The sequence below is a fragment of the Variovorax sp. 278MFTsu5.1 genome, assembly GCF_048305045.1.
Classification (GTDB): domain Bacteria; phylum Pseudomonadota; class Gammaproteobacteria; order Burkholderiales; family Burkholderiaceae_C; genus Variovorax; species Variovorax guangxiensis.
This window is the reverse complement of the sequence record NZ_CP157622.1, coordinates 23,380-44,904: the sequence shown is the minus strand read 5'-3', so window position 1 is coordinate 44,904 and position 21,525 is coordinate 23,380. Positions and strand designations below refer to the sequence as shown.

The window sequence follows — 21,525 nt, the reverse complement described above, 5'->3', positions numbered from 1 at the left end:
GTGGTGCGGGGTGTGGTGCGGGGCTCGTGCGGCTGCTGTTCCCGCGCAACGGCGTCGCCCTTCGCGGCAGCCCAGCTCAGCAGCGCCTGCTTGTGCAGTTTCAGCGAGGCCATCACGCCCGGCGTCAGCACGCCGCGCGGCGCCTTGAGCACCAGCTCGCCCTGCTCGATGCGCGCCAGGACCCGGCGCTGCTCGAGCAGGCCGATCAGCGCCGGCGCGTCCATGGATTGCGTGTTCGCTGCTTCCAGATTCACAGTCTGAACTCCTCGGTTTCCGATTCGGTGTCACACCCGGCTTCCGCTTCGGGCTCGTGGTGGGCGAAATGCGCCGGAATGGCGTTGTGCGGTACCTGCACCTCGTGCGCGCCCGGCGCGGTGCGCACGGCCGCAGCCATCGCGGCCAGCCCCGGCCGGTCGAAGACCGCGCGCACGTCGATACCCCAGCCGCGTCCGCGCAACTGCTCCAGCATCTGCACCGCCAGCAGCGAATGCCCGCCGAGCGCGAAGAAGCTGTCGTGGCGGCCGATGCGCTCCACCCCGAGCAGCCGCGCCCAGATCGACGCCAGCGCTTCCTCGACCTCGCCCTGCGGCGGCTCGAAGGCGCGGCGGCCGAAGGCCTCGTCGCCGGGCGCGGGCAACGCCTTGCGGTCCAGCTTGCCGTTGGCGCCCAGCGGCAGCGCGGCGAGGCGCACGTAGGCGGCGGGCAGCATGTGTTCGGGCAGGTGCTCGGCGAGCCGGCCGCGCAACCGGGCGGGCTCCGGCGCGTCGCCGGACGAGCCCGGCACCACGTAGGCCACCAGCGCCGGTGTGCCGGAACGGTCCTCGCGCGCCAGCACCACGGCATCGGCGATGCCATCGACGGCGCGCAGCCGCGCCTCGATCTCGCCCGGCTCGATGCGCTGCCCGCGCAACTTGACCTGGAAGTCGGTGCGGCCCAGGTACTCGATGGCGCCGTCGGCGCGCCAGCGGCCGAGGTCGCCGGTGCGGTAGAGCCGGCCGTTCCCGCCGAAGGGGTCGGCGATGAAGCGCTGCGCCGTCAGCTCCGGCTGGCCCAGGTAGCCGCGCGCCACCTGCACGCCGCCGATGTAGAGCTCGCCCGCGACGCCGGTCGGCACCGGGCGCAGCGCGCCGTCGAGCAGATAGAGCCGGGTGTTGGCGACCGGCCTGCCGATGGGCACGCCGTCGCCGTCGCCATCGCCATCGCCGCAGGTCCAGGCGCTCACGTCCACCGCCGCTTCGGTCGGCCCGTACAGGTTGTGCAGGCGCGCATGCGGCAGGCGCTCGCGGCAGCGGCGCGCAAGGCCGGCGGAAAGCGCCTCGCCGCTGCAGACCACGCGCCGCAGGCCGGCGCAGGCGGCTGCGCCATCGGCATCGCCGTCGAGCCGCGCCAGGAAAAGCCGCAGCATCGAAGGCACGAAGTGCAGCGTCGTCACCCCGCTCTCGCGGATCAGTTCGCACAGATAGGCGGGGTCCTTGTGCCCGTCGGGGCGCGCCAGCACCAGCCGCGCGCCCGCCATCAGCGGCCAGAAGAACTCCCACACCGACACGTCGAAGCCCAGCGGCGTCTTCTGCAGCACCACGTCGTCGGGTGTCAGCGCGTAGGCCTGCTGCATCCAGTGCAGGCGGTTGACGATGCCCCGGTGCTCGTTCATCACGCCCTTGGGGCGGCCGGTGGAGCCGGAGGTGTAGATCACATAGGCCAGGTGGCTTTCGCGGACTTCGGGGCCGCGTTCGTCCGGTTCGGTGGGCGCATCCGTGAGGGCGCAGCGATCCAGCGCGAGCGTAGGCACCATCGTCGGCAGGTCCGCCGCGAGCCCGGCGTCGGCCAGCACCGCCACCGGGCCGGCCTCGTCGATCATTTCCCGCAGCCGCTGCGGCGGATGCGAGGGGTCGAGCGGCAGGTACGCGCCGCCGGCCTTCAGCACCGCGAGCAGCGCCACCACCAGCATCTCGCTGCGCTGCATGAAGATGCCCACGCGCGCGTCGGGCGCCACGCCGAGCGCGCGCAACCGCCGCGCCAGCCGGTTCGCGTGCGCGTCGAGGCCGGCATAGCTGAGACTGCGGCCTTCGAACACCACGGCGGTCGCGTGGGGGCGTTGCGCGGCCTGGCGCTCGAAGAGCTGGTGCAGGAGCAGGCCGCGCGGATAGTCGGCGGCGGTGGCATTGAAGCCGCTCAGCACCCGCAGGCGCTCGCTTTCCGGCAGCACCTCGATGCGGTGAAGCGGCCGACCGGGCTCGGCCTCCAGCGCATCTGCGAGCGAACGCAGGGCCTGCTCGACGAAGCCGCGGATGCGCCGAGCATCGATGCGGCGGTCGATCTCGGCGGTGATGCCGAAGCCGTCGCCATGGTCGTCCACGTGCAGCACGAAGGCATAGTTGGTGCGGTCGTGCCCGCCCAGCGATTCGATGCCCGCCATGCTCGCGGCACCCGCGCTACCTTCGCGATGGCTGTGGCGGTAGTTGAGCAGGCTGGTGAAGAGCGGCGCCTCGGCCGGCAGCCCGCTGCAGCGCCGCGCCAGGCTCAGCGAGGCGTGCTCGTGGCGCATCAGCTGCGCGAGATCGGCGTGCACGCGGCGCAGCGCCGTTTCGGCGCCGTCGTCGATGCGCACGCGCAGCGGCAGCGTGTTGAGGAACATGCCCATCGCGCGCGTCGCCTCGGCGCCCGCCTGCAGCCGGCCGAAGAGCACCGTGCCGAAGACCACGTCGCGGCTTGCGCCGCAGCAGCGCGCCAGCACCAGCGCCCAGGCCAGGTGGAACACGCTGGCCGCGCCCACCCCGTGCAGCCGCGCCTGTTCGCGCAGGCGCCGCGCGAGCCCGGGCTCCAGTTCGCCGCGCGACTGCAGCACGCCGCTGCCGTCGCCGCGCACCTCGTCCAGCCCGAAGGGCACGGTGGCCTGCTCCACGTCGCCTAGCACGCGGCGGAAATAGGCCTCATGCCCCGCTTCCGACCCGCCGCGGCGCGCCTGCGCCACGAAGCGCCGGAACGGCACCGGCGCTGGCAATTCATCGCGCCGGCCCTGCAGGATCAGCATGACCTCGTGCACCAGCAGCTGCGAGGCCGTGTGGTCGAGGATCAGGTGGTGGTGCAGCAGCTGCAGCAGCCAGCGCCCGCTGCCCTCTTCCCCGATGGCATGGCCGCGCAGCATCGGCGCGCGGCGCACGTCGAGGCGGCAGCTGCGTGGGTCGGCCAGCGCGCGCAGCCGCTGCAGTGCTTCTTCTGCGGGCGCGGCGGCCAGCATCGCGATCTCCAGGTCCGCCTCGTGCTGCACAACCTGCACCGGCTGCTCCAGCTCCTGCCAGTGCACGCTGGTGCGCAGGATGTCGTGGCGTGCGATCACCTCGCGCAGCGCCTGCACGAAACCCTCCAGCCGTTCGCGGCTGTCGAAGCGCAGCAGGGTCGGCATCACGTAGGCGTCGCCTCCATCCTCGCTCTCGCGATGAAGGCGGTGATGGAACAGGATGCCCTCCTGCAGCGGCGCGAGCGGATAGATGTCCTGCACGTTGCGCCGGCCGCCGGGCACCTTCGCCGCGAGGCGGTCGATGGCGTCCTGCTCCAGCGCCGGCAGCGCATCGGCACCCTGGCCCTCGCGCAGCAGCGCGATCAGCTCGGCCTTGCGCTCGCGCAGTGCCCGCACGAGCGCCGGGTCGGCCAGCAGCCGCGCATCGCCCTGCAGCGCGAGCCGCTCGCCGTCCAGCCGCAGCGCGAGGCCGCGCGAGGCCAGCGCCTCGAGCAGCTGCAAGGGCGTCGCGTCGAAGTTGCTCACAGGACGATCTCCTCCAGCTGCACGGTGGCCGCCGCGAGCTCGGCCAGCGTCGCCGCGTTGAACACCATCTGCACGTCGACCTGCAGCTGCTGCTCGCCCATGGCGTGGATCAGCTGTATCGCGAGCGCCGAATGCCCGCCGAGCTCGAAGAAGTTGTCGTGACGGCCGACCTGCGCCACGCCGAGCAGTTCGCCCCAGAGGGCGGCCAGCCGGGCCTCGATGTCGGTCCGCGGCGCGGCGTAGGTGCGGCGGGCGAGGCCGCTGTCGCCGGGTGGCGGCAGCGCCATGCGGTCGAGCTTGCCGTTGGCGTTGAGCGGCCAGGCCGCGAGCACCACGCACGCGGCGGGCAGCATGTAGTCGGGCAGCTGCGCGCCGAGCTGCGCGCGCAGCGTGGAAGGCTCCGGCGCCGCGCCCTGCTGCGCGAGCAGGTAGGCGACCAGGCGGGGCTCGCCGGGCTGGCTGCCATCGGCCACCACGATGGCCTCGCGCACGCCTTCCAGCTGCGCGAGCCTGGTCTCGATCTCGCCCAGCTCGATGCGGTAGCCGCGGATCTTCACCTGATGGTCGTTGCGGCCCAGGTACTCGATGCTGCCGTCGGCGCGCCAGCGGCCGAGGTCGCCGGTCCTGTACATGCGCGCGCCGGCTTCGGCCGCGAAGGGATCGGGCAGGAAGCGCCCGGCGGTGAGCGCAGGCTGCCCCAGGTAGCCCCGCGCGACGCCGGCGCCGCCGATGTGGATCTCGCCGGCAACGCCGATGGGCACCGGCTCGCCATGCGCGTCGAGCAGGTAGATACGCGCGCCCGGCATCGGCCGGCCGATGTTCGGCACCGCGCCCGCGACGGGGCCGCAGGTGGCGTCCACGCTGCATTCGGTCGGGCCGTACATGTTGTGGAACCGGAGTTCCGTGCCGTTCTCCGCGATGCCCTGCCAGGTGTCGGCGTCGAGCGCCTCGCCGCCCAGCAGCAGCTTTCGAAGCGAGGTGCCGCGCCGCTGCGGAAAGCCGGCCGCGCGCAGCATGCGCAGATGCGAGGGCGTGCACTCCATCGCCTCGATGGCATGGCGCTCCAGGAAGTCGAGCAGCGCTTGCGCATCGAGGCGTGTGCGCTCCGGCAGCAGGAACACGCTGCGGCCGAAGGCGAGCTGGCCCCATGCCTTCACCGCCATGTCGAAGCCGAAGGAGGAGTTCCAGGCCACGCGGCTGCAGTCCGGCGCCGGGCCATGGATGCGCCGCTCCATTCCGCGCAGGAAGTTCAGCACGTTGCGGTGTTCGACCATCACGCCCTTGGGCACGCCGGTCGAGCCCGAGGTGTAGATCACGTAGGCCAGGTGCGCGGGGGTCAGCCCCACGGCTTCGGGGTCGGGGTCGTGCGAGGGCGCACCGGCCCATGGTGGCGGCGAATCGCCGTCCAGCACCAGCACCACGCATCCTTCGGGCACCGCGAGGCGCTCCAGCAGGCGGGCCTGCGTCAGCACCGCCACCGGGGCGCTGTCGCCCAGCATGTGGGCGAGGCGGTCGTCGGGGTGCACCGGGTCCAGCGGCACGCAGGCGCCGCCGGCCTTGAGCGTGGCCATGAGCGCCACGCCGAGGTCCACGCTGCGTTCCAGGCACAGCGCGACGCGGTCGTCGGGGCGCAGGCCCAGGCCGCGCAGGTGATGCGCGATGCGGTTGGCGCGGGCGTTGAGCCCCGCGTAGTCCAGCGATTCGCCCTCGCAGGCCAGTGCCAGCGTCCCCGGCCGTCTTGCGGCCTGCGCCTCGAAAAGGCGGTGCAGCAGGCCATTGCCCCCGCCGGCCTCGCCGCCGTCGTTGAAGCCGCGCAGCACCAGCTCGCGCTCGCGTGGCGCCATCAGCGCGATGCGGTCCACCGGCGCGGCGGCATCGGCCGCCATGCCGCGCAGCATTGCCACCAGTGCGTGCCAGTGGCGCCGCACCGTGGCCTCGTCGTAGAGGGCGGTGGCGTAGTTGAACTGGCCCGCGATGCGCTCGCCGGCCGGCTCCAGGTCCAGCGAGAGATCGAACTGCGCGCTGCCCGCGTGGCTGGCGAGGTTGTCGAAGGCAAGTCCTTCCAGCTCCAGCCGGGCCGGCGGCGTGTTCTGCCATGCCAGCCGGACCTGGTAGACCGGGTTGAAGGCGCTGGAGCGCGGCGGGTTCAGCGCTTCCACCACCTGCTCGAAAGGCACGTCGCGGTGCTGCTGCGCTTCGAGCGCCACCTGCCGCGCCTGCTTCAGGAGGCCTTCGGCGTCCAGGCCCTCGCCGATGTCGAAGCGCAGAGCCTGCGCGTTGACGAAGAAGCCGATCAGCGGCTCGAGCTCGGCCCGGTCGCGCCCGGCGACGGCGCTGCCGAGCACCACGCGCGTCTGGCCGCTCAGGCGCGCGAGCACCGCCGCCCATGCCCCGAGCACCACCATGTAGACGGTGACGCCATGGCGCCGCGCCAGCGCGCCGAGCTCGCGCGTCAACGCCTCGTCGATGCCGACTTCGATGCTGGCGCCGCGATAGTCCTGCTGCGGCGGGCGAGGCCTGTCGGTGGCCAGGCCGATCAGCGGCGGCGCGTCGCGCAGCCGCTCCACCCAGTAGCCCAGCCGCGCCTGCGCGCCCTCGCCCTGCAGGCGCCGCCGCTGCCACGCGACGTAGTCGCCGTACTGCACCGGCAGCGCCGGCAGCGGGTCGGGCTCGCCGCGGCCGAAGGCCGCGTACAGCGCAGAGAACTCGTGCGCCAGCACCGCCAGCGACCAGCCGTCGCACACGATGTGGTGCATCGTGAGCAGCAGCACATGCTCGTCGGCCGCGAGGCGCAGCAGGCGCACGCGCAGCGGCGGCTCGCGCTCCAGGTCGAAGGGCGCGGCGGCCTCGGCCTGGCACAGCGCGCGCAGGGTGCTGCGGCCGAGCTCGTCGGGTCCGCTGAAGAGGCCGTCGATTTCCTGCAGCTCCAGCGCGACGCCCTGCGCCGCCTCGATGCGCTGGCGCGGCTGGCCGTCGACCATGACGAAGCGCGCGCGCAGCGACTCGTGCCGCGCGACGATCCGCTCGAGCGCGCGCTGCAGCGCGACGCGGTCGAGCGCACCGCGCAGGCGCAGGGCGGCGGGCAGGTGGTAGGCCGCGCCGGCCTGTGCGTCGATGCGCGTCACGTACCAAAGGCGCTGCTGAGAGTGCGACAGCGGCCACGTGCCGCGATCCAGCGCTGCCCGATCCGCCGCGACGATCGGGTCTGCCGCGCCGGGCGCCTCGCGCGCTATCTCCTGCGCGAGCTGCGCCAGCCGGGGCCGCGCGAACACCGTCGTCAGCGCCAGCTCGACGCCGAAGCGCTGGCGCAGCTGCGAGATCATGCGCACGGCCAGCAGCGAATGGCCGCCCAGCTCGAAGAAGCCGTCGTCGCGGCCGACGCGCTCGACGCCGAGCAGCGATTCCCATGTCTGTGCCAGCGCCCGTTCGTGCTCGCCCTCGGGCGCCCGGTAGCCGCGCCGCGCATGGGCTTCGTCGTCCGGCGCGGGCAGCGCGGCGCGGTCGAGCTTGCCGTTGGCGTTGAGCGGCAATGCATCGAGCGGCACGAAGGCGGCCGGCAGCATGTGCTCGGGCAGGCGCACGGCCAGGCGTGCGCGCAGTTGCGCCGGTTCGGGCGGCGGGCTGGTCGGGTCGGCGGCCACCACGTAGGCCAGCAGGCGCCTGTCTTCGTCCTGCCCTTCGCTGGCGATCACCGCCGCTTCGCGGATGCCGCCCAGGCGCATCAGCTCGGCTTCGATCTCGCCCGGCTCGATGCGGAAGCCGCGGATCTTCAGCTGCCGGTCGTCGCGGCCCAGGAATTCGATGGAACCGTCGGCGCGCCAGCGGCCGAGGTCGCCGCTGCGGTACATGCGCGGCCGCGATGCATCGGCGGGAGCGGTCACGAACGGATCGGCCGCGAAGCGCTGCGCCGTCAGCTCGGGGCGATGCAGGTAGCCGCGCGCCACGCCCGCGCCGCCGATCCAGATTTCGCCGATGGCGCCGACCGGCACCGGCTCGCGATGCGCGTCGAGCAGATAGACGCGCGCATTGGCGACCGGCCGGCCGATGTCCAGCGACGAATCTCCGGCACGGCAGCGCGCGACGGTGGCGTTGATGGTGGTTTCCGTCGGCCCGTAGGCATTGGCCAGCGCCGGGCGATGCCCCCCGCGCCGCCACCATGCGTCGAGCGCGGCCGCGCCGACCGTGTCGCCGCCGATCACGATCTGGCGCAGCGACGGCGGAAACATCGCTTCGGGCGACAGCGCGAGTCGCTGCCAGAACAGCGTCGGCAGATTGGCCACGCTGAGCCGGTGCTCGCCGCACAGCGCACACCAGCGCGCGGGCTCGGCGAGCCATTCGTCGGTGCGCAGCACCAGCGTCGCGCCATGGCTGAGCGCGCCGAAGATCTCCTCTCCCGCCACGTCGAAGCTCAGGCCGGAGAACTGCAGCACCCTGTCCTGCGCACCGAAGCCGTAGAGCGCCTGCAGCGCCGCGACCTGGTGGGAGAGCTGCCGGTGCTCGACCATCACGCCCTTGGGCGTGCCGGTGGAGCCGGAGGTGTAGATCACGTAGGCCAGGTGCGAGCCGTCGCCGGGCAGGCCGCCTGCATCGGGCGTGTGCGCGGGCTCGTTCGCCAGCGGCTCGTGCCTGTCGAGCGCGATCGTCGTGCAGCGCGGCGGCGGATGCAGGCGCGGGCTCAGCGCGGAATGCGTCAGCAGCACGGCCGGCGCGCAATCTTCCAGTTGCCAGGCCAGCCGCTGGTCGGGGTGGGAGGGATCGAGCGGCACATACGCGGCCCCGGCCTTGAGCGTGCCCAGCACAGCGACGACGAGATCGAACCCGCGTTCGAGGCACAGCGCGACCCGCTCGCCGGCCCCGGCGCCCAGGCCGCGCAGGTGGTGTGCGAGCCGGTTGGCCCGCTGGTCGAGCTCGGCATAGCCGAGGCGTTCGCCATCGTGCTCCAGCGCGACCGCCTGTGGCCGCAGCGCGGCCTGCCGTTCGAACGCCGCGTGCGCGAACGGGTGCGCGGGAACTGCGGATGCGCCCTGGGCGAAGACGTGCAGCAGACGGTCGCGTTCCGTGTCGTCGAGCAGCGCGATGCGCTCGACCGGCAGGCCTTCGTCGCTCTGCGCCATGCCGCGCAGCGTCGCCACCAGCGCCTGCCAGTGGCGGCGGACCGTGGCCTCGTCGAAAAGCGCCGTGGCGTAGTTGAGCTTGCCGACGATGCGGCCGCCCTCTTCCTGGGCTTCCTGCAGGTCCAGCGCCATGTCGAACTGCGCGCTGCCCGGCAGGCTCTCGACCCGCTCGACGGCGAGGCCCGCGAGCTCCAGCGCGATCGGCGGCGTGTTGTGCCAGGCCAGCATCAGCTGGAACACCGGGTGGTGGGCCATGGAACGCGGCGGGTTCAGCGTCTCGACCAGGCGCTCGAAGGGCACGTCCTGCCGGGCCTGCGCCTGCAGCGCGGTCTCGCGCACCTGCGCGAGCAGGCCGGCCACGCTTGGGTCGTCGTCCAGCGCGATCTTCATCGCCTGCGTGTTGATGAAGCAGCCGATCAGCGGCTCGACCTCGGCGCGGCCGCGGCCGGCATGCGAACTGCCGATCACCACCTGCCGCTGGCCGCCGTAGCGCGCCACCACCGCGGCCCAGGCCGCCAGCACGACCATGTACAGCGTCGCGCCGTGCCGCCGGGCGAGCGCTCGCAGGGCCCGCGTGGTTTCGGCATCGACGCCGACCTCGATGCTCGCGCCGTGATAGTCCTGCAGCGCGGGCCTCGGGCGGTCGTGCGGCAGCTCGACCAGCGCCGGTGCGCCTTGCAGATGCCCGGCCCACTCCCGCAGCCGGGCCTGTGCGGCGGGGCCCTGCAGGTGGCGGTGCAGCCACGCGGCATGGTCGGCATACTGGACGGCCAGCGCCGGCAGGCGAGGCTCGCGCCCCTCGCACAGCGCGCTGTAGGCGGCGGCGAACTCGCGCATCAGCACGCCCAGCGACCAGCCGTCGGAGACGATGTGGTGCATCGAGACCACGAGCACGTGGTCCTGCGCCGCGACGCGCAGCAGTCGGCCACGGATCGGCGGGCCGGCCGCGAGGTCGAAGGGCTCGGCGGCGGCTTCGCGGCACAGCGCCTCGATGTGCGCGGGGTCCGCGGCGTCCGCGGCGCTGACGCCTTGCTCGCGCAGCTCGAAGCCGCGCGGCGGGTCGATGTGCTGCCATGGCTGCCCATCCGCTTCGACGAAGCGCGTGCGCAGGGCCTCGTGCCGGGCGACGACGTGGTCCAGCGCGGCACGCAGGGCTGTGCCGTCGAGCGCGCCGCGCAGGCGCAGGGCGCCGGTGATGTGATACGCGACGCTGGCCTTGGCATCGACACCGGAGATGAACCACAGGCGCTGCTGTGCCGGGGACAGGGGCAGCGGCCGGCTGCGGTCGGCGGGCGTGATCGCGTCCGGTGCGCCCGGACCTGCCTCGGAGATGGCCTCGGCGAGCGCGGCAAGGCATGGGCGGGCGAAGAGCGTGGCAAGCGGAAGTTCCGCGCCGAGGCGCTCGCGGATCTGCGAGATGAGCCTGATGGCCAGCAGGGAATGGCCACCGAGCTCGAAGAAGTCGTCGTTGCGGCCGATCCGCCGGATGTCCAGCAGCTGGGACCAGATGCCGGCGAGGGCTTGTTCGACTTCGCCTCGCGGCGGCTCGTCGGTGCGCCGGTCGCGGGCTTCGGGGGCGGGCAGCGCCTTGCGGTCGAGCTTGCCGTTGGGGGTCAGCGGCAACGCGTCGAGTGCGACGAAGGCCGAGGGGACCATGTAGTCCGGCAGGCGGTCGCGCAAGGCGGTGCGCAATGCGTCCGGATCTGCGGCCTCGGTGAGGACGAGATACGCGACCAGCCGTTTTTCGCCCGGCTGGTCTTCTCGCGCGATCACCGCTGCTTCCCTGACGCCGTCGAGCCTCGCCAGCTGCGCTTCGATCTCACCGGGCTCGACGCGGTAGCCGCGCAGCTTCACCTGATGGTCGTTGCGCCCCAGGTACTCGATGCTGCCGTCGGCGCGCCAGCGGCCGAGGTCGCCGCTTCGGTACATGCGCGCGCCGCCGCGGCTGAACGGGTCGGGCACGAATCGGTCCGCGCTCAGTTCGGGCTGCGACAGGTAGCCGCGGGCGACCTGGGCGCCGGCCAGGTACAGCTCGCCGGCGACACCCACCGGCACCGGATTGCGTTGCGCGTCGAGCACATGGATGCGGCTGTTGCCGACGGGCTTTCCGATCGGCGGCAGGTCTTTCCACTTTTCGGGGAGGCCGCTCAGCGTGTGCGTGCTGACCACGTGGGTCTCGGTCGGGCCGTAGTGGTTGTGCAGCCTTGCCTGCGGATGCCGCGCGAACATCCGGCGGATCGCCGGCGTGATGCGCAACTGCTCGCCGGCAGTGATCACATCGCGCAGCATCGGCAATGGCTCGACGCGCCGCGACCACAGTTCGCAGAGGTTCTGCAGCGCGATGTAGGGCAGGAACAGGCGCTCGACGGACTCCCGCGCCAACCACTCGGCCAACGCCGGAAGATCCTGACGCAGCCCTTCGCGCAGCAGCACCAGCGTGCCGCCACAGGCCAGTGTCGAGAAGATCTCCTGGAAGGCGACATCGAAGCCGGGCGCCGCGAACTGCAGGGTGCGCGCGGGCTCGGGCAGCTGCTCCCGTTGCCACTCCAGCAGGTTGGCCAGCCCGCGATGCGGCATCGCCACGCCCTTGGGTTCGCCCGTGGAGCCGGAGGTGTAGATCACATAGGCCAGGTGCGATGCGGCGAGCCCTTCGACTTGCAGGTCGTCGGCGCAGGCTTCGGCCCAGGCCGCGCCTGCTTCATCGAGCGGGACCGTTGCCACGTCCGGCGCAAGCCGTTCGATCAGGGCTTGCTGGCCCAGCACGACAGTCGCCGCGCTGTCGCGCAGCATGCGGACCAACCGCTCCCGCGGATACGCAGGGTCCAGCGGCACGCACGCGCCGCCGGCCTTGAGCGTGGCCAGGATCGCCACCACCATCGCGAAGCCGCGCCCGGCGCAGATGGCGACGCGGGTATCGGGCCCGACGCCGAGGCCGCGCAGATGCCGGGCAAGCCGGTTGGCCTGCTCACCGAGCGCGCGATAGCTCAGCTGCGCGCCATCGAGTTCGAGCGCGATGCGCTCGGGGTGCACCGCCACCTGCCGTTCGAAGGCTTCGTGGACCAGGGCTGTCGGGTCGTGCGCGCGATGCGTGTCGTTGAAACCATGGAGCACACGCCAACGCTCCTGCTCAGGCAGCACATCGAGCGCCATCAGCGGCCGCCCCGGTTCTTCTTCCAGAGCCCGCGAAACAGATTGCAGCGCCTGCTGCACGAACCCGGCAACGCGTTCCGCGCCCACCGAGGCATCGACCTGCACCGTCAGCCCGAAGCCGCTGCCGTCGTCGTCCACATGCAGGCCGAAGGGGTAGTTGGTGCGGTCGCGCACGTCGAGCAGGCGCACGCCATCGAGCACCTCGGCGCGCGCGAACTGGCCGTGCCTGTAGTTGAGCAGCGCAGAGAACAGGGGCACATGCGTGGGCATCGCGCTGCAGCGCTGCGCTTGCACCAGCGAGGCGTGCTCGTGGCGCAGCAGCGCGCTCAACGCCGCGTGGGCCTCATGCAGCCCCTGCAGCGTTCCGCGCCCGCCCAGCGCGATGCGCACCGGCAGCGTGTTGATGAACATGCCCATCGCGCGTTCGATGCCCGGGCCGCCCTGCATGCGGCCGAACAGCACCGTGCCGAACACCACGTCCTCGCGTCCGCTGCACGAGGCCAGTACGCGGGCCCAGGCCAGATGGAAAAGGCTCGCCGTGCTCACGCCATGCCGCATGGCGAGGGCGCGCAGCTGCGACGACAACGCCGCAGGCAGCATCGACTTCGCCTGCCCGATGCGCGAGCCATCGCCCTGCACATCGAGCAGGCCGAACGCAGCCGTCGGCTCGTCCACGTCGCCGAGCATCGCGCCGAAGAAGGCCGCGTGCTCCGCCTCGCTCGTGCCCTGGCGCGAGCGGGCCACGAAGTCCCGGAACGGCACCGGCGCGGGCAGGCTGCCCGCGTCGCCGCGCTCGATGGCCGCGATCTCCTCCACCAGCAGCTCCAGCGCGGTGTGGTCCATCACGAGGTGGTGATAGGACAGCTGCAGCAGCCAGCGCCCGCTCGCGTCGTCACGGGCCGCGAAGCCCTGCAGCATGGGCGCGCGCCGCACGTCGATGCGTAGGCCCCGCACGCGCGGATGCTCGCGCAGGCGCTGCTGCGCGGGGCTCTCGCCCGGTGCCAGCGTCAATGTCGCGGGCGCGAATCCGGCGTTTCGCCACACCACCTGCACGGGCTCGGCCAGGCCCTCCCAGTGGATCGCGGTGCGCAGGATGTCGTGGCGCCCGATCACCTGGGAGAGCGCCGCGGCGAAGCTGTCCATGCGCGGCCTGCTGTCGAACTCGAGCAGCGTCGGCAGCACGTAGGCGTCGCCCTCGCCCTTGCCTTCGCGCTGCAGCAGGTGGTGGAACAGGATGCCCTGCTGCAGCGGCGCGAGCGGATAGATGTCCTGGATGTTGGCCGCGCCGCCCGGCGTGCCCTGCACGATTCGCGCGATATCGGCGGCGTCGAGCCTGGCGAGCGTCAGCATCGCGGGCTCGATGGCTTCGCAGCCCGGCGGGATCAGGTTGGGCGGCACCGATGCAGTCTCTTCGTCGCGCCGGATCGTGGAGGCGAATGCATGCAGCCTCGGGTGCATGAAGAGCGACCGGATGTCGGTGGACCAGCCGCGCCGGCGCAGCTGTTCGAGCAACCGGATGGCGAGCAGGGAATGGCCGCCGAGCTCGAAGAAGTCGTCGTCGCGGCCGATCTGGCGGATGCCGAGGAGCTGGGACCAGATGCCGGCGAGGGCCTGTTCGACTTCGCCCTGGGGTGGCGCGGAGGTGTTGTGGCCATGGGCCCCGGGTGCGGGCAGTGCCTTGCGGTCGAGCTTGCCGTTGGGGGTCAGCGGCAGCGCGTCGAGTGCGACGAAGGCCGAGGGGACCATGTAGTCCGGCAGGCGTTCGCGCAAGGCGGCGCGCAGTGCGGATGGATCGAGGGCACCGGCGCAGACGAGGTAGGCGACCAATCGCTTGTCGCCCGGCTGGTCTTCGCGGGCGATCACTGCAGCTTCGCGTACGCCTTCGATGCGGGCGAGTTGTGCTTCGATCTCGCCCAATTCGACGCGGTAGCCGCGCAGCTTCACCTGATGGTCGTTGCGCCCCAGGTACTCGATGCTGCCGTCGGCGCGCCAGCGGCCGAGGTCGCCGCTTCGGTACATGCGTGCGCCAGGGCCGCCGAACGGATCGGGCAGGAAGCGTGCTTCGGTGAGATCGGGCTGCGAGAGATATCCCCGGGCGACCTGTTCGCCGCCCAGATACAGCTCGCCCACGACTCCCTCGGGAGCCGGATTGCGCTGCGCATCCAGCACGTAGATGCGGCTGTTGCCGACGGGCTTCCCGATGGGCGGCAGGTCTTCCCATTGCCCGGGCGCGCCGCCCAGCGTGTGCGTGCTGACCACGTGCGTCTCGGTCGGGCCGTAGTGGTTGTGCAGCCGGGCCTGCGGATGCTTGCCGAACATGAGCCGGATCGCGGGCGTGATGCGCAATTGCTCGCCTGCCGTGATCACGTCCCGCAGCATCGGCAGCAGTGCACTGCGCTGCGACCACAGCTCGCACAGGTTCTGCAGCGCGATGCAAGGCAGGAACAGCCGTTCGACCGATTCTTCGGCGAGCCATTCGGCCAAGGCCGGCAGGTCCTGGCGCAAGCCCTCGCGCAGCAGCACCAGTGTGCCGCCGCTGGCCAGCGTCGAGAAGATCTCCTGGAAGGCGACATCGAAGCCGAGCGCCGCGAACTGCAGTGTGCGCGCGGGTTCGGGCAATTGCTCCCGCTGCCATGCGAGCAGATTGACGAGCCCGCGATGCGGCATCGCCACGCCCTTGGGCTCGCCGGTGGAGCCGGAGGTGTAGATCACGTAAGCCAGGTGCGATGGCGCGAGGCCTTCGACGTGAAGGTTGTCGGCAGATGCTCCGGCCCAGGCCGCTTCATCGAGCGGCACCGACGCCACGTCGGGCGTGAGCCCTTCCATCTGCCCCAGGACGACCGCCGCCCCGCTGTCGCGCAGCATGCGGCCCAGGCGCTCGCGTGGATATGCCGGATCCAGCGGCACGCAGGCACCGCCGGCCTTGAGCGCGGCCAGGATCGCGACCACCATCGCGAAATTGCGCCCGGCACGGATCGCGACACGGGTGTCCGGCCCGACTCCGAGTCCATGAAGATGCCGTGCAAGCCGGTTGGCCTGCTCGTTGAGCGCGCGATAGCTCAGCTGGGCGCCATCGAGTTCGAGCGCGATGCGTTCCGGGTGCCGCGCCGCCTGCTGCTCGAAGGCCTGGTGCGCCAGCGACGCCGTGCCGTACGCACCATGCGTATCGTTGAAGCCGTGCAACACGCGCTGAAGCTCTTCCGCCGGCAAGACTTCGAGCGCCATCAGCGCTCGGCCGGGCTCCTCTTCCAGCGCCTCGGCAACAGCCTGCAATGCCCGCACCACGAACCCGCACACGCGCCGCGCGGGCACCGAGTCGTGAATCTCGGCGCTGAGCACGAAACCTTCTCCCAGGTCGTCGACGTACAGGCTGAACGGATAGTTGGTGAGGTCGCGTCCGCCGAGGTAGTGCATGCCATCGGCGATCGCGATCCCGCCCTCCGCGGAGAAACTCTCGCTTCGGCTGTGCCGGTAGTTGAGCAGCGCCGGGAAGACCGGCACGCCCGGCCCAAGGCCGCTGCAGCGTTGCGCCAGCGTGAGCGATGCATGCTCGTGGCGCAGCAGCTCGCTCAACGCCGCATGGGTCTCGCGCAGCCCCTGCAGCGTTCCGCGCCCGCCCAGCGCAATGCGCACCGGCAGCGTGTTGATGAACATGCCCATGGCACGCTCGATGCCCGGGCCGCCCTGCATGCGGCCGAACAGCACCGTGCCGAACACCACGTCGTCACGCCCGCTGCATGAAGCCAGCACACGCGCCCAGGCCAGATGGAAGATGCTGGCCGTGCTCACGCCGTGGCGCATGGCGAGGGCGCGCAGCCGCAGCGACAAGGCCGGGGGCAGCGTCGCCCTCGCCTGCTCGACCTGCGAGCCATCGCCCTGCACGTCGAGCAGGCCGAATGGCGCCGTCGGCTCGTCCACGTCGCCGAGCATCACGCCGAAGAAGGCTTCGTGCTCCGCCTCGCTCGTGCCCTGGCGCGAGCGGGCCACGAAATCCCGGAACGGTACGGGCGCGGGCAGGCTGTCTCCGCGCCCCTGCAGCAGCGCCACCACCTCGTGCAGGATCAGCTCGGTGGTGGTGTGGTCCAGCGTCAGGTGGTGATGCAGCAGCTGCAGCAGCCAGCATTGCGAAACGGGGTCGAAGGCCGCATGGGCCTGCAGCATCGGCGCGCGGCGCAGGTCCAGGCGCACCGTGCGCGCATCGGCACGGGCCTGCAGTTGCGCCTGTACGTCGCCATCGGCCGGGTCGAAGCGGTGCTCCCGCAGCGCAAGGCCGGCGCTGCGCCAGACGACCTGCACGGGCGTGTCCAGCCCTTCCCACTGCACGGCGGTGCGCAGGATGTCGTGGCGGGCGACGACCTGCCGCAGCGCGGCCACGAACCGGTCGAGCCGCGCGCGATCGTCGAAGCGCAGCAGTGCCGGCAGCACATAGGCGTCGCCCCCGCCCCTGCTTTCGCCCTGCAGCAGGTGGTGGAACAGGATGCCTTCCTGCAGCGGCGCGAGCGGGTAGATGTCCTGGATGTTGCGCATGCCGCCCGGCACGGCGGCGGCGATCAGGTCGATCTGCGCCTGCGTCAGGCTCGCGAGCGGAAGCATCCGCGGCGTGATGCGCCCGCATTGCGCGGGGATCGCGTTCGGCGGCACCGTTGCAGGTGCCGCGGCCTTGTCCTGCGCCGCCACGCGGGCTGCGAGCGCGCCCAGTGTCGGCTCGGTGAAGAGCTGGCGGATATCGGCCTCCATCCCTTCACGCTGCATGCGCTCGACCAGCCGCACCGCGAGGATGGAATGCCCGCCGAGCTCGAAGAAGTTGTCGCCGCGCCCCACCCGCTCGATGCCGAGCACCTCGGACCACAGCTTTGCCATTGCCTGCTCGGTGGCACCCTGCGGCGGCTCATGCTCGCGCTGCCCGTGCCATGCGCGAGGCTCCGGCGGGGGCAGCGCCTTGCGGTCGAGCTTGCCGTTGGGGGTCAGCGGCAGGGCGTCCAGCGGCACGTACGCGGCCGGGATCATGTAGTCGGGCAGGTGCTTGCCCAAGGCGATGCGCGCGGCGGCGGGATCGAAGGCCGCCCTGGCCTCGGCATCTGCGTCGGCGAACACGAGGTACGCGACGAGGCGCGTATCGCCCGGCTGGTCCTCCCGCGCGATCGCCACCGCGTCGGCCACGCCGTCGAGCCGCAACAGCCGGGCCTCGATTTCGCCGGGCTCGATGCGGAAGCCGCGGATCTTGAGCTGCTGGTCGTTGCGTCCGAGGTACTCCAGGCTGCCGTCGGCGAGCAGGCGGCCCATGTCGCCGCTGCGGTACATGCGCGCGCCCGGCACGCCGCCGAACGGATCGGGCACGAAGCGCTGCGCGTCCAGCTCGGGCCGGCGCAGATAGCCGCGGGCCACGCCGGCGCCGCCGACGCAGATCTCGCCCGCGCAGCCCACCGGCAGCGGCCGGCCCTGCGCATCGAGCACGTACAGGCTCAGGTCGGGAATGCGCGTGCCGATCGGGCTCGCGCCGGCGCGATGGGCATCGTCGGGGCCGAGCACCCGGCAGCTGACGTGCACGGTGGTCTCGGTGATGCCGTACATGTTGACCAGCTGCGCGCGCCGGTTGTGCGCCAGCGCGTACCAGGGTGCGAGCGTGGCCGTTTCCAGAGCCTCGCCGCCGAGGATCACGTGGCGAAGCGCATGCGCCGGCAGCTCCTTCGGGGCAGACCGGCATGCGGCGGCGAACTGGCGGAATGCGCTCGGCGTCTGGTTGAGCACGGTCACGCCCTGCTCGCACACCAGGCGGTGGAACTCCGCCGGCGCGCGGCTGACCGCGTGCGGCACGATCACCAGCCGGCCGCCGTGGAGCAGCGCGCCCCACAGCTCCCACACCGAGAAGTCGAAGGCGAAGGAGTGGAAGAGCGTCCACACGTCGTCGCGGCCGAAGCCGAACCAGCCGCGCGTCGCGGCGAAGAGTCGGCCGACCTGCGCGTGCTCGACCATCACGCCCTTGGGCAGGCCGGTGGAGCCGGAGGTGTAGATCACGTAGGCCAGGTGCGAGGGCGCGAGGCCCTCGATTTGCGGATTGCCGATGGGTGCGTCGCACCACGGTGCTTCTTCCCATGGCTGGTCGAGGCGCAGCCGTTGGCACGAGGGCAGCGCGGGCAGCGAGGGCAGGCGATCGAGCGAGGCGCGGTCGCCGACCAGCGCCACCGGCGTGCTGTCGCGCAGCATGTGGGCCAGTCGTTCGTCGGGCTGCACCGGGTCCAGCGGGACGTAGGCGCCACCGGCCTTGAGCGTGGCGAGGATCGCGATCGCCATGCCGGGCCCGCGCTCCAGGCAGATCGCGACGAGGGCGTCGGGGCCCACGCCCAGCCCGCGCAGGTGGTGGGCCAGCTGGTTGGCGCGCCGGTCGAGTTCGCCGTAGCTCAGCCGCTGGTCTTCGAACTGCACGGCGATGGCGTCCGGGTCGCGCGCGGCCTGCTGCTCGAACAGCGCGTGGATCAGCGAAGGGGCGCCGGTGTCGAGCAGCGGCCGGTTGAAGCCGTGCACGACCAGGTCGCGCTCGGCTTCGTCCATCAGCGGCAGGTCGCGCACGGGTGTATGCGGCGCATCGGTTGCGGCGCGCATCAGCGCCTGCAGTCGCCGCAGGTGCATGGCCATCTGCGGCGCGGAGAACAGCGCCGCGTCGTGGTTGAACTCGACGTGCACCGGGCGCCCGGGTTCGTAGTCGCGCACGTAGACCGCGAGCGGCTGGCGCTCGTGGCCGTTGTGCAGCGGGAACACCGTGCTGCGGATGCCTTCGAGCCTCAGGTCGCCCTGGAAGCTTTCGATCGACAGGGAGATGTCGAACAGGCCGCGGCGCTCGCCCGTGCCGGCCAGCAGCTCGCGGTGCAGCTCGGCCAGGGGATAGCGCTGGTGGCGGTAGCACCGCTTCAGTTCGGCCGCGACGCCGCGCAGGGTCTGCGCGAAGCTCTGCCGCGGATCGACCGCGATGCCGACCGGGATCGCGCCCGAGAACATGCCGGGCATGCGCCTGTGCGCGGCGCTGGTGCGGTTGTGCACCGGCATGCCGATCACGACTTCGTCGCCAGCTTCGCGTTCCTGATGAAGGCGCGCGAAGTACACCGCCAGCAGCGCGGCGAGGAAGTGCGTGCTCGACGCGCCCTGCGCGGCGGCCACTTCGGTCAGGCGGTCGTGGTCGGCGCGGTCCAGGTGCCAGACGGCCTGCTCCACCTTGCGGCGGGCCGCCTGGCTGCGCCGCGCGGGGGCGTCCTCGAACAGCGGCGCGGCCAGGCGTGCGTGGCGCTGCAGCCAGAAGGCGCGGTCGCGGGCGTAGCGCGGGGAGGCCCGGTACTCGGCATCGAGGCGGATGAAGCCGGCATAGTCGCCGCCTTCGTCTTTTTCTTCTTCCCCGAGCGCTGCCTCGCCGCGCCCGAGCCGGTTGTAGGCATCGGCGACGGCATTGCCGATCAGCGAGACCGACCACCCGTCCGCGACGAGATGGTGGAAGCACACCAGCCAGTAGCCGCGCCGGGGCGCGACCTGCAGCCACTGCATGCGCCACAGCCGCTGGCCGTAGAGCGCGAAGGGGGCGAGGAAGGCGGCGCGCAGGTGTGCCCATGCGCTCGCCTCAGGGTCGGCTTCGCCGGTGAAATCGAAGCGCTGCAGCGGCGCGCCGGCGGCATCGTCGTCGGGCGCGGCGAAGCGCTGCATGGCTTCGCCGTTGTTGTCGCCGCTGTTGCCGCCGTTGTTGCCGCCGTTGTTGCCGCCGCGCTCGAGCACGGTGCGCAGCGCCTGGTGGCGCGAGACGACGGCGCGGATCGCCGCTTCCAGCCGGTCGACGTCGGTGGGCCCGTCGAGGCTGGCCGTCACGCCGATGTTGTGGCAGGGCACATCGGGCGCCAGCGACTGCTCGAGCCAGACGGCCTGCTGGGGCGAACTCAGGGGGTGCACGTGCGGGCCGCTCACGATTGGCCGCCGTCCGGGACCAGCGTTTCCAGCCGGCGCAGGCGCGGATGGAAGAGCGCGAAAACGGTCAGCGCGAGGCCGGCCGCGCCGCTCGCGAAGAACAGGAAGCCGATGCCGCGGCCCGGCCCCGTGCCGAAGAGGCTGCCCACCGGCGTGCCGTCGAGCGCGCCGCCGGGGCGTAGCGCGGGCTCGAGCACCGCGTCGGCGAGCCAGCCGCCGGCCAGCAGCACGGCGCACATCACGAGCATGTTGGACGCGGCGATCAGCGCGAAGACGCTGCCCTGCCGGCCGATGGGCGCCTTGCGCATCCACAGCGCATGCGAGCACGCGACCGAGGTGCTGCCGCAGAACAGGCAGACGAAGGCCGCGGCGCACCACAGCGCCGGCGTGGTCGCGCAGCCGGCGGCCAGCACCGCCGCGCACTGCAGCGCGTCGCAGGCCAGCACCCATCGCATCAGCCTGTGCCGCAGCCGCGCGGTGGCGACCAGGATCGAGCCGAGCAGGCCGCCGACGATGCCGACGGACATCACCAGGCCCAGCACGCCGCTGGAGTGCGTGGACAGCACCATCGGCGTCACCATGGCCGTGGCCAGCACCATGAGGCACTGCACCAGCGCGCCGTAGCCGAGCAGCGCGCGCATCAGCGGCTGCTCGCGCAGGTAGGCGAGCGCGCCGGAAAGGCTGGCGCCCGCGCCGCGCCAAAGCGCGCCGCCTTGCGCGGGCACATCGCCACTGCGTACGTCCGCGCCGGCGCGGGTCAGCGCGGCGAACACCAGCGCGGCGGCGGCCAGCAGCAGGCACAGCTGCGTCGCCATCACGCCCTGCAGGCCGCCCGCGTGCGCCATCAGGAAACCGGCCGTGGCGGGCGCGCCGACCTGCACCAGCGCGCGGGAGATGCCGGTCAGCCCGCCGACCTGGGCGAAGCGGTCCTTGGGCACGAAACGGCTGACGGCCACCCGGATGGACGGCCGCCGCAGCGCGCCGACGGCGGCCGCGACCGCGGCATAGGCGTAGAGCGCGCCGATGCCGAGCCGGCCCGAGGTCAGCGCCAGCACGATCGCGAAGGTGCCGGCGATGGCGGCGAGGTCGCAGCACAGCACCACCCGGCGCCGGTCGTGCCGGTCGGCCAGCACGCCGGCGAAAGGCGTGGCCAGCATCGCCGCGAGCGCGGCGGCGAGCACCGAGAAGGAGTAGTCCTGCGCGGAGCCGGTGCGCGAGAAGATCCAGACTCCCACCGCGAAGCTGACCAGCGTGGTGCCGAGGTCGAAGGCGGTCTCGCTGAGCCACAGCAGGGCGAAAGTGGAGCGGGTGCCCCGGGCCTGTTGCTGCTCCTGTTGTTGCAGGGGCGGCGGCCTGGCCGGGTTGTCACGGGTTGGAGTCGCAGCGGCTTCCACGGTCACTTCCTGCATAACGTGCGCTCTCCAGGGTCCGCGCTCTGTCAATTAATAAAAAAGCGCAGGTACTTCGGGTGGCGGGATGAATATTTGCGCGGCCGGGCCGCGGGCGTTGCACGATTATTCCGCGCTGCAGCACTGTAATTGGGGTGCTCGCACAAAT

3 protein-coding genes are annotated in these 21,525 nt (G+C 72.2%); all 3 read right to left on the bottom strand.

Annotation, left to right across the window (positions count from 1 at the left end; all coding sequences use genetic code 11):
• Positions 1-250: 250 nt before the first annotated feature.
• The 3 genes from ABL844_RS00115 to ABL844_RS00105 are packed head-to-tail and all read right to left on the bottom strand — an operon-like array spanning position 251 to position 21,377.
• Positions 251-3,763 (bottom strand): amino acid adenylation domain-containing protein, encoded by a 3,513-nt coding sequence (locus ABL844_RS00115; protein ID WP_418130128.1) that lies wholly within the window; start codon positions 3,761-3,763, stop codon positions 251-253.
• Positions 3,760-19,968, bottom strand: coding sequence for an amino acid adenylation domain-containing protein (locus ABL844_RS00110; protein WP_418130127.1), 16,209 nt, complete (start codon positions 19,966-19,968; stop codon positions 3,760-3,762). The genes ABL844_RS00115 and ABL844_RS00110 overlap by 4 nt, the downstream gene beginning before the upstream one ends.
• Positions 19,965-21,377 (bottom strand): MFS transporter, encoded by a 1,413-nt coding sequence (locus tag ABL844_RS00105; protein ID WP_418130126.1) that lies wholly within the window; start codon positions 21,375-21,377, stop codon positions 19,965-19,967. Before ABL844_RS00105 ends, ABL844_RS00110 begins: the two co-directional genes overlap by 4 nt.
• Positions 21,378-21,525 lie beyond the last annotated feature (148 nt).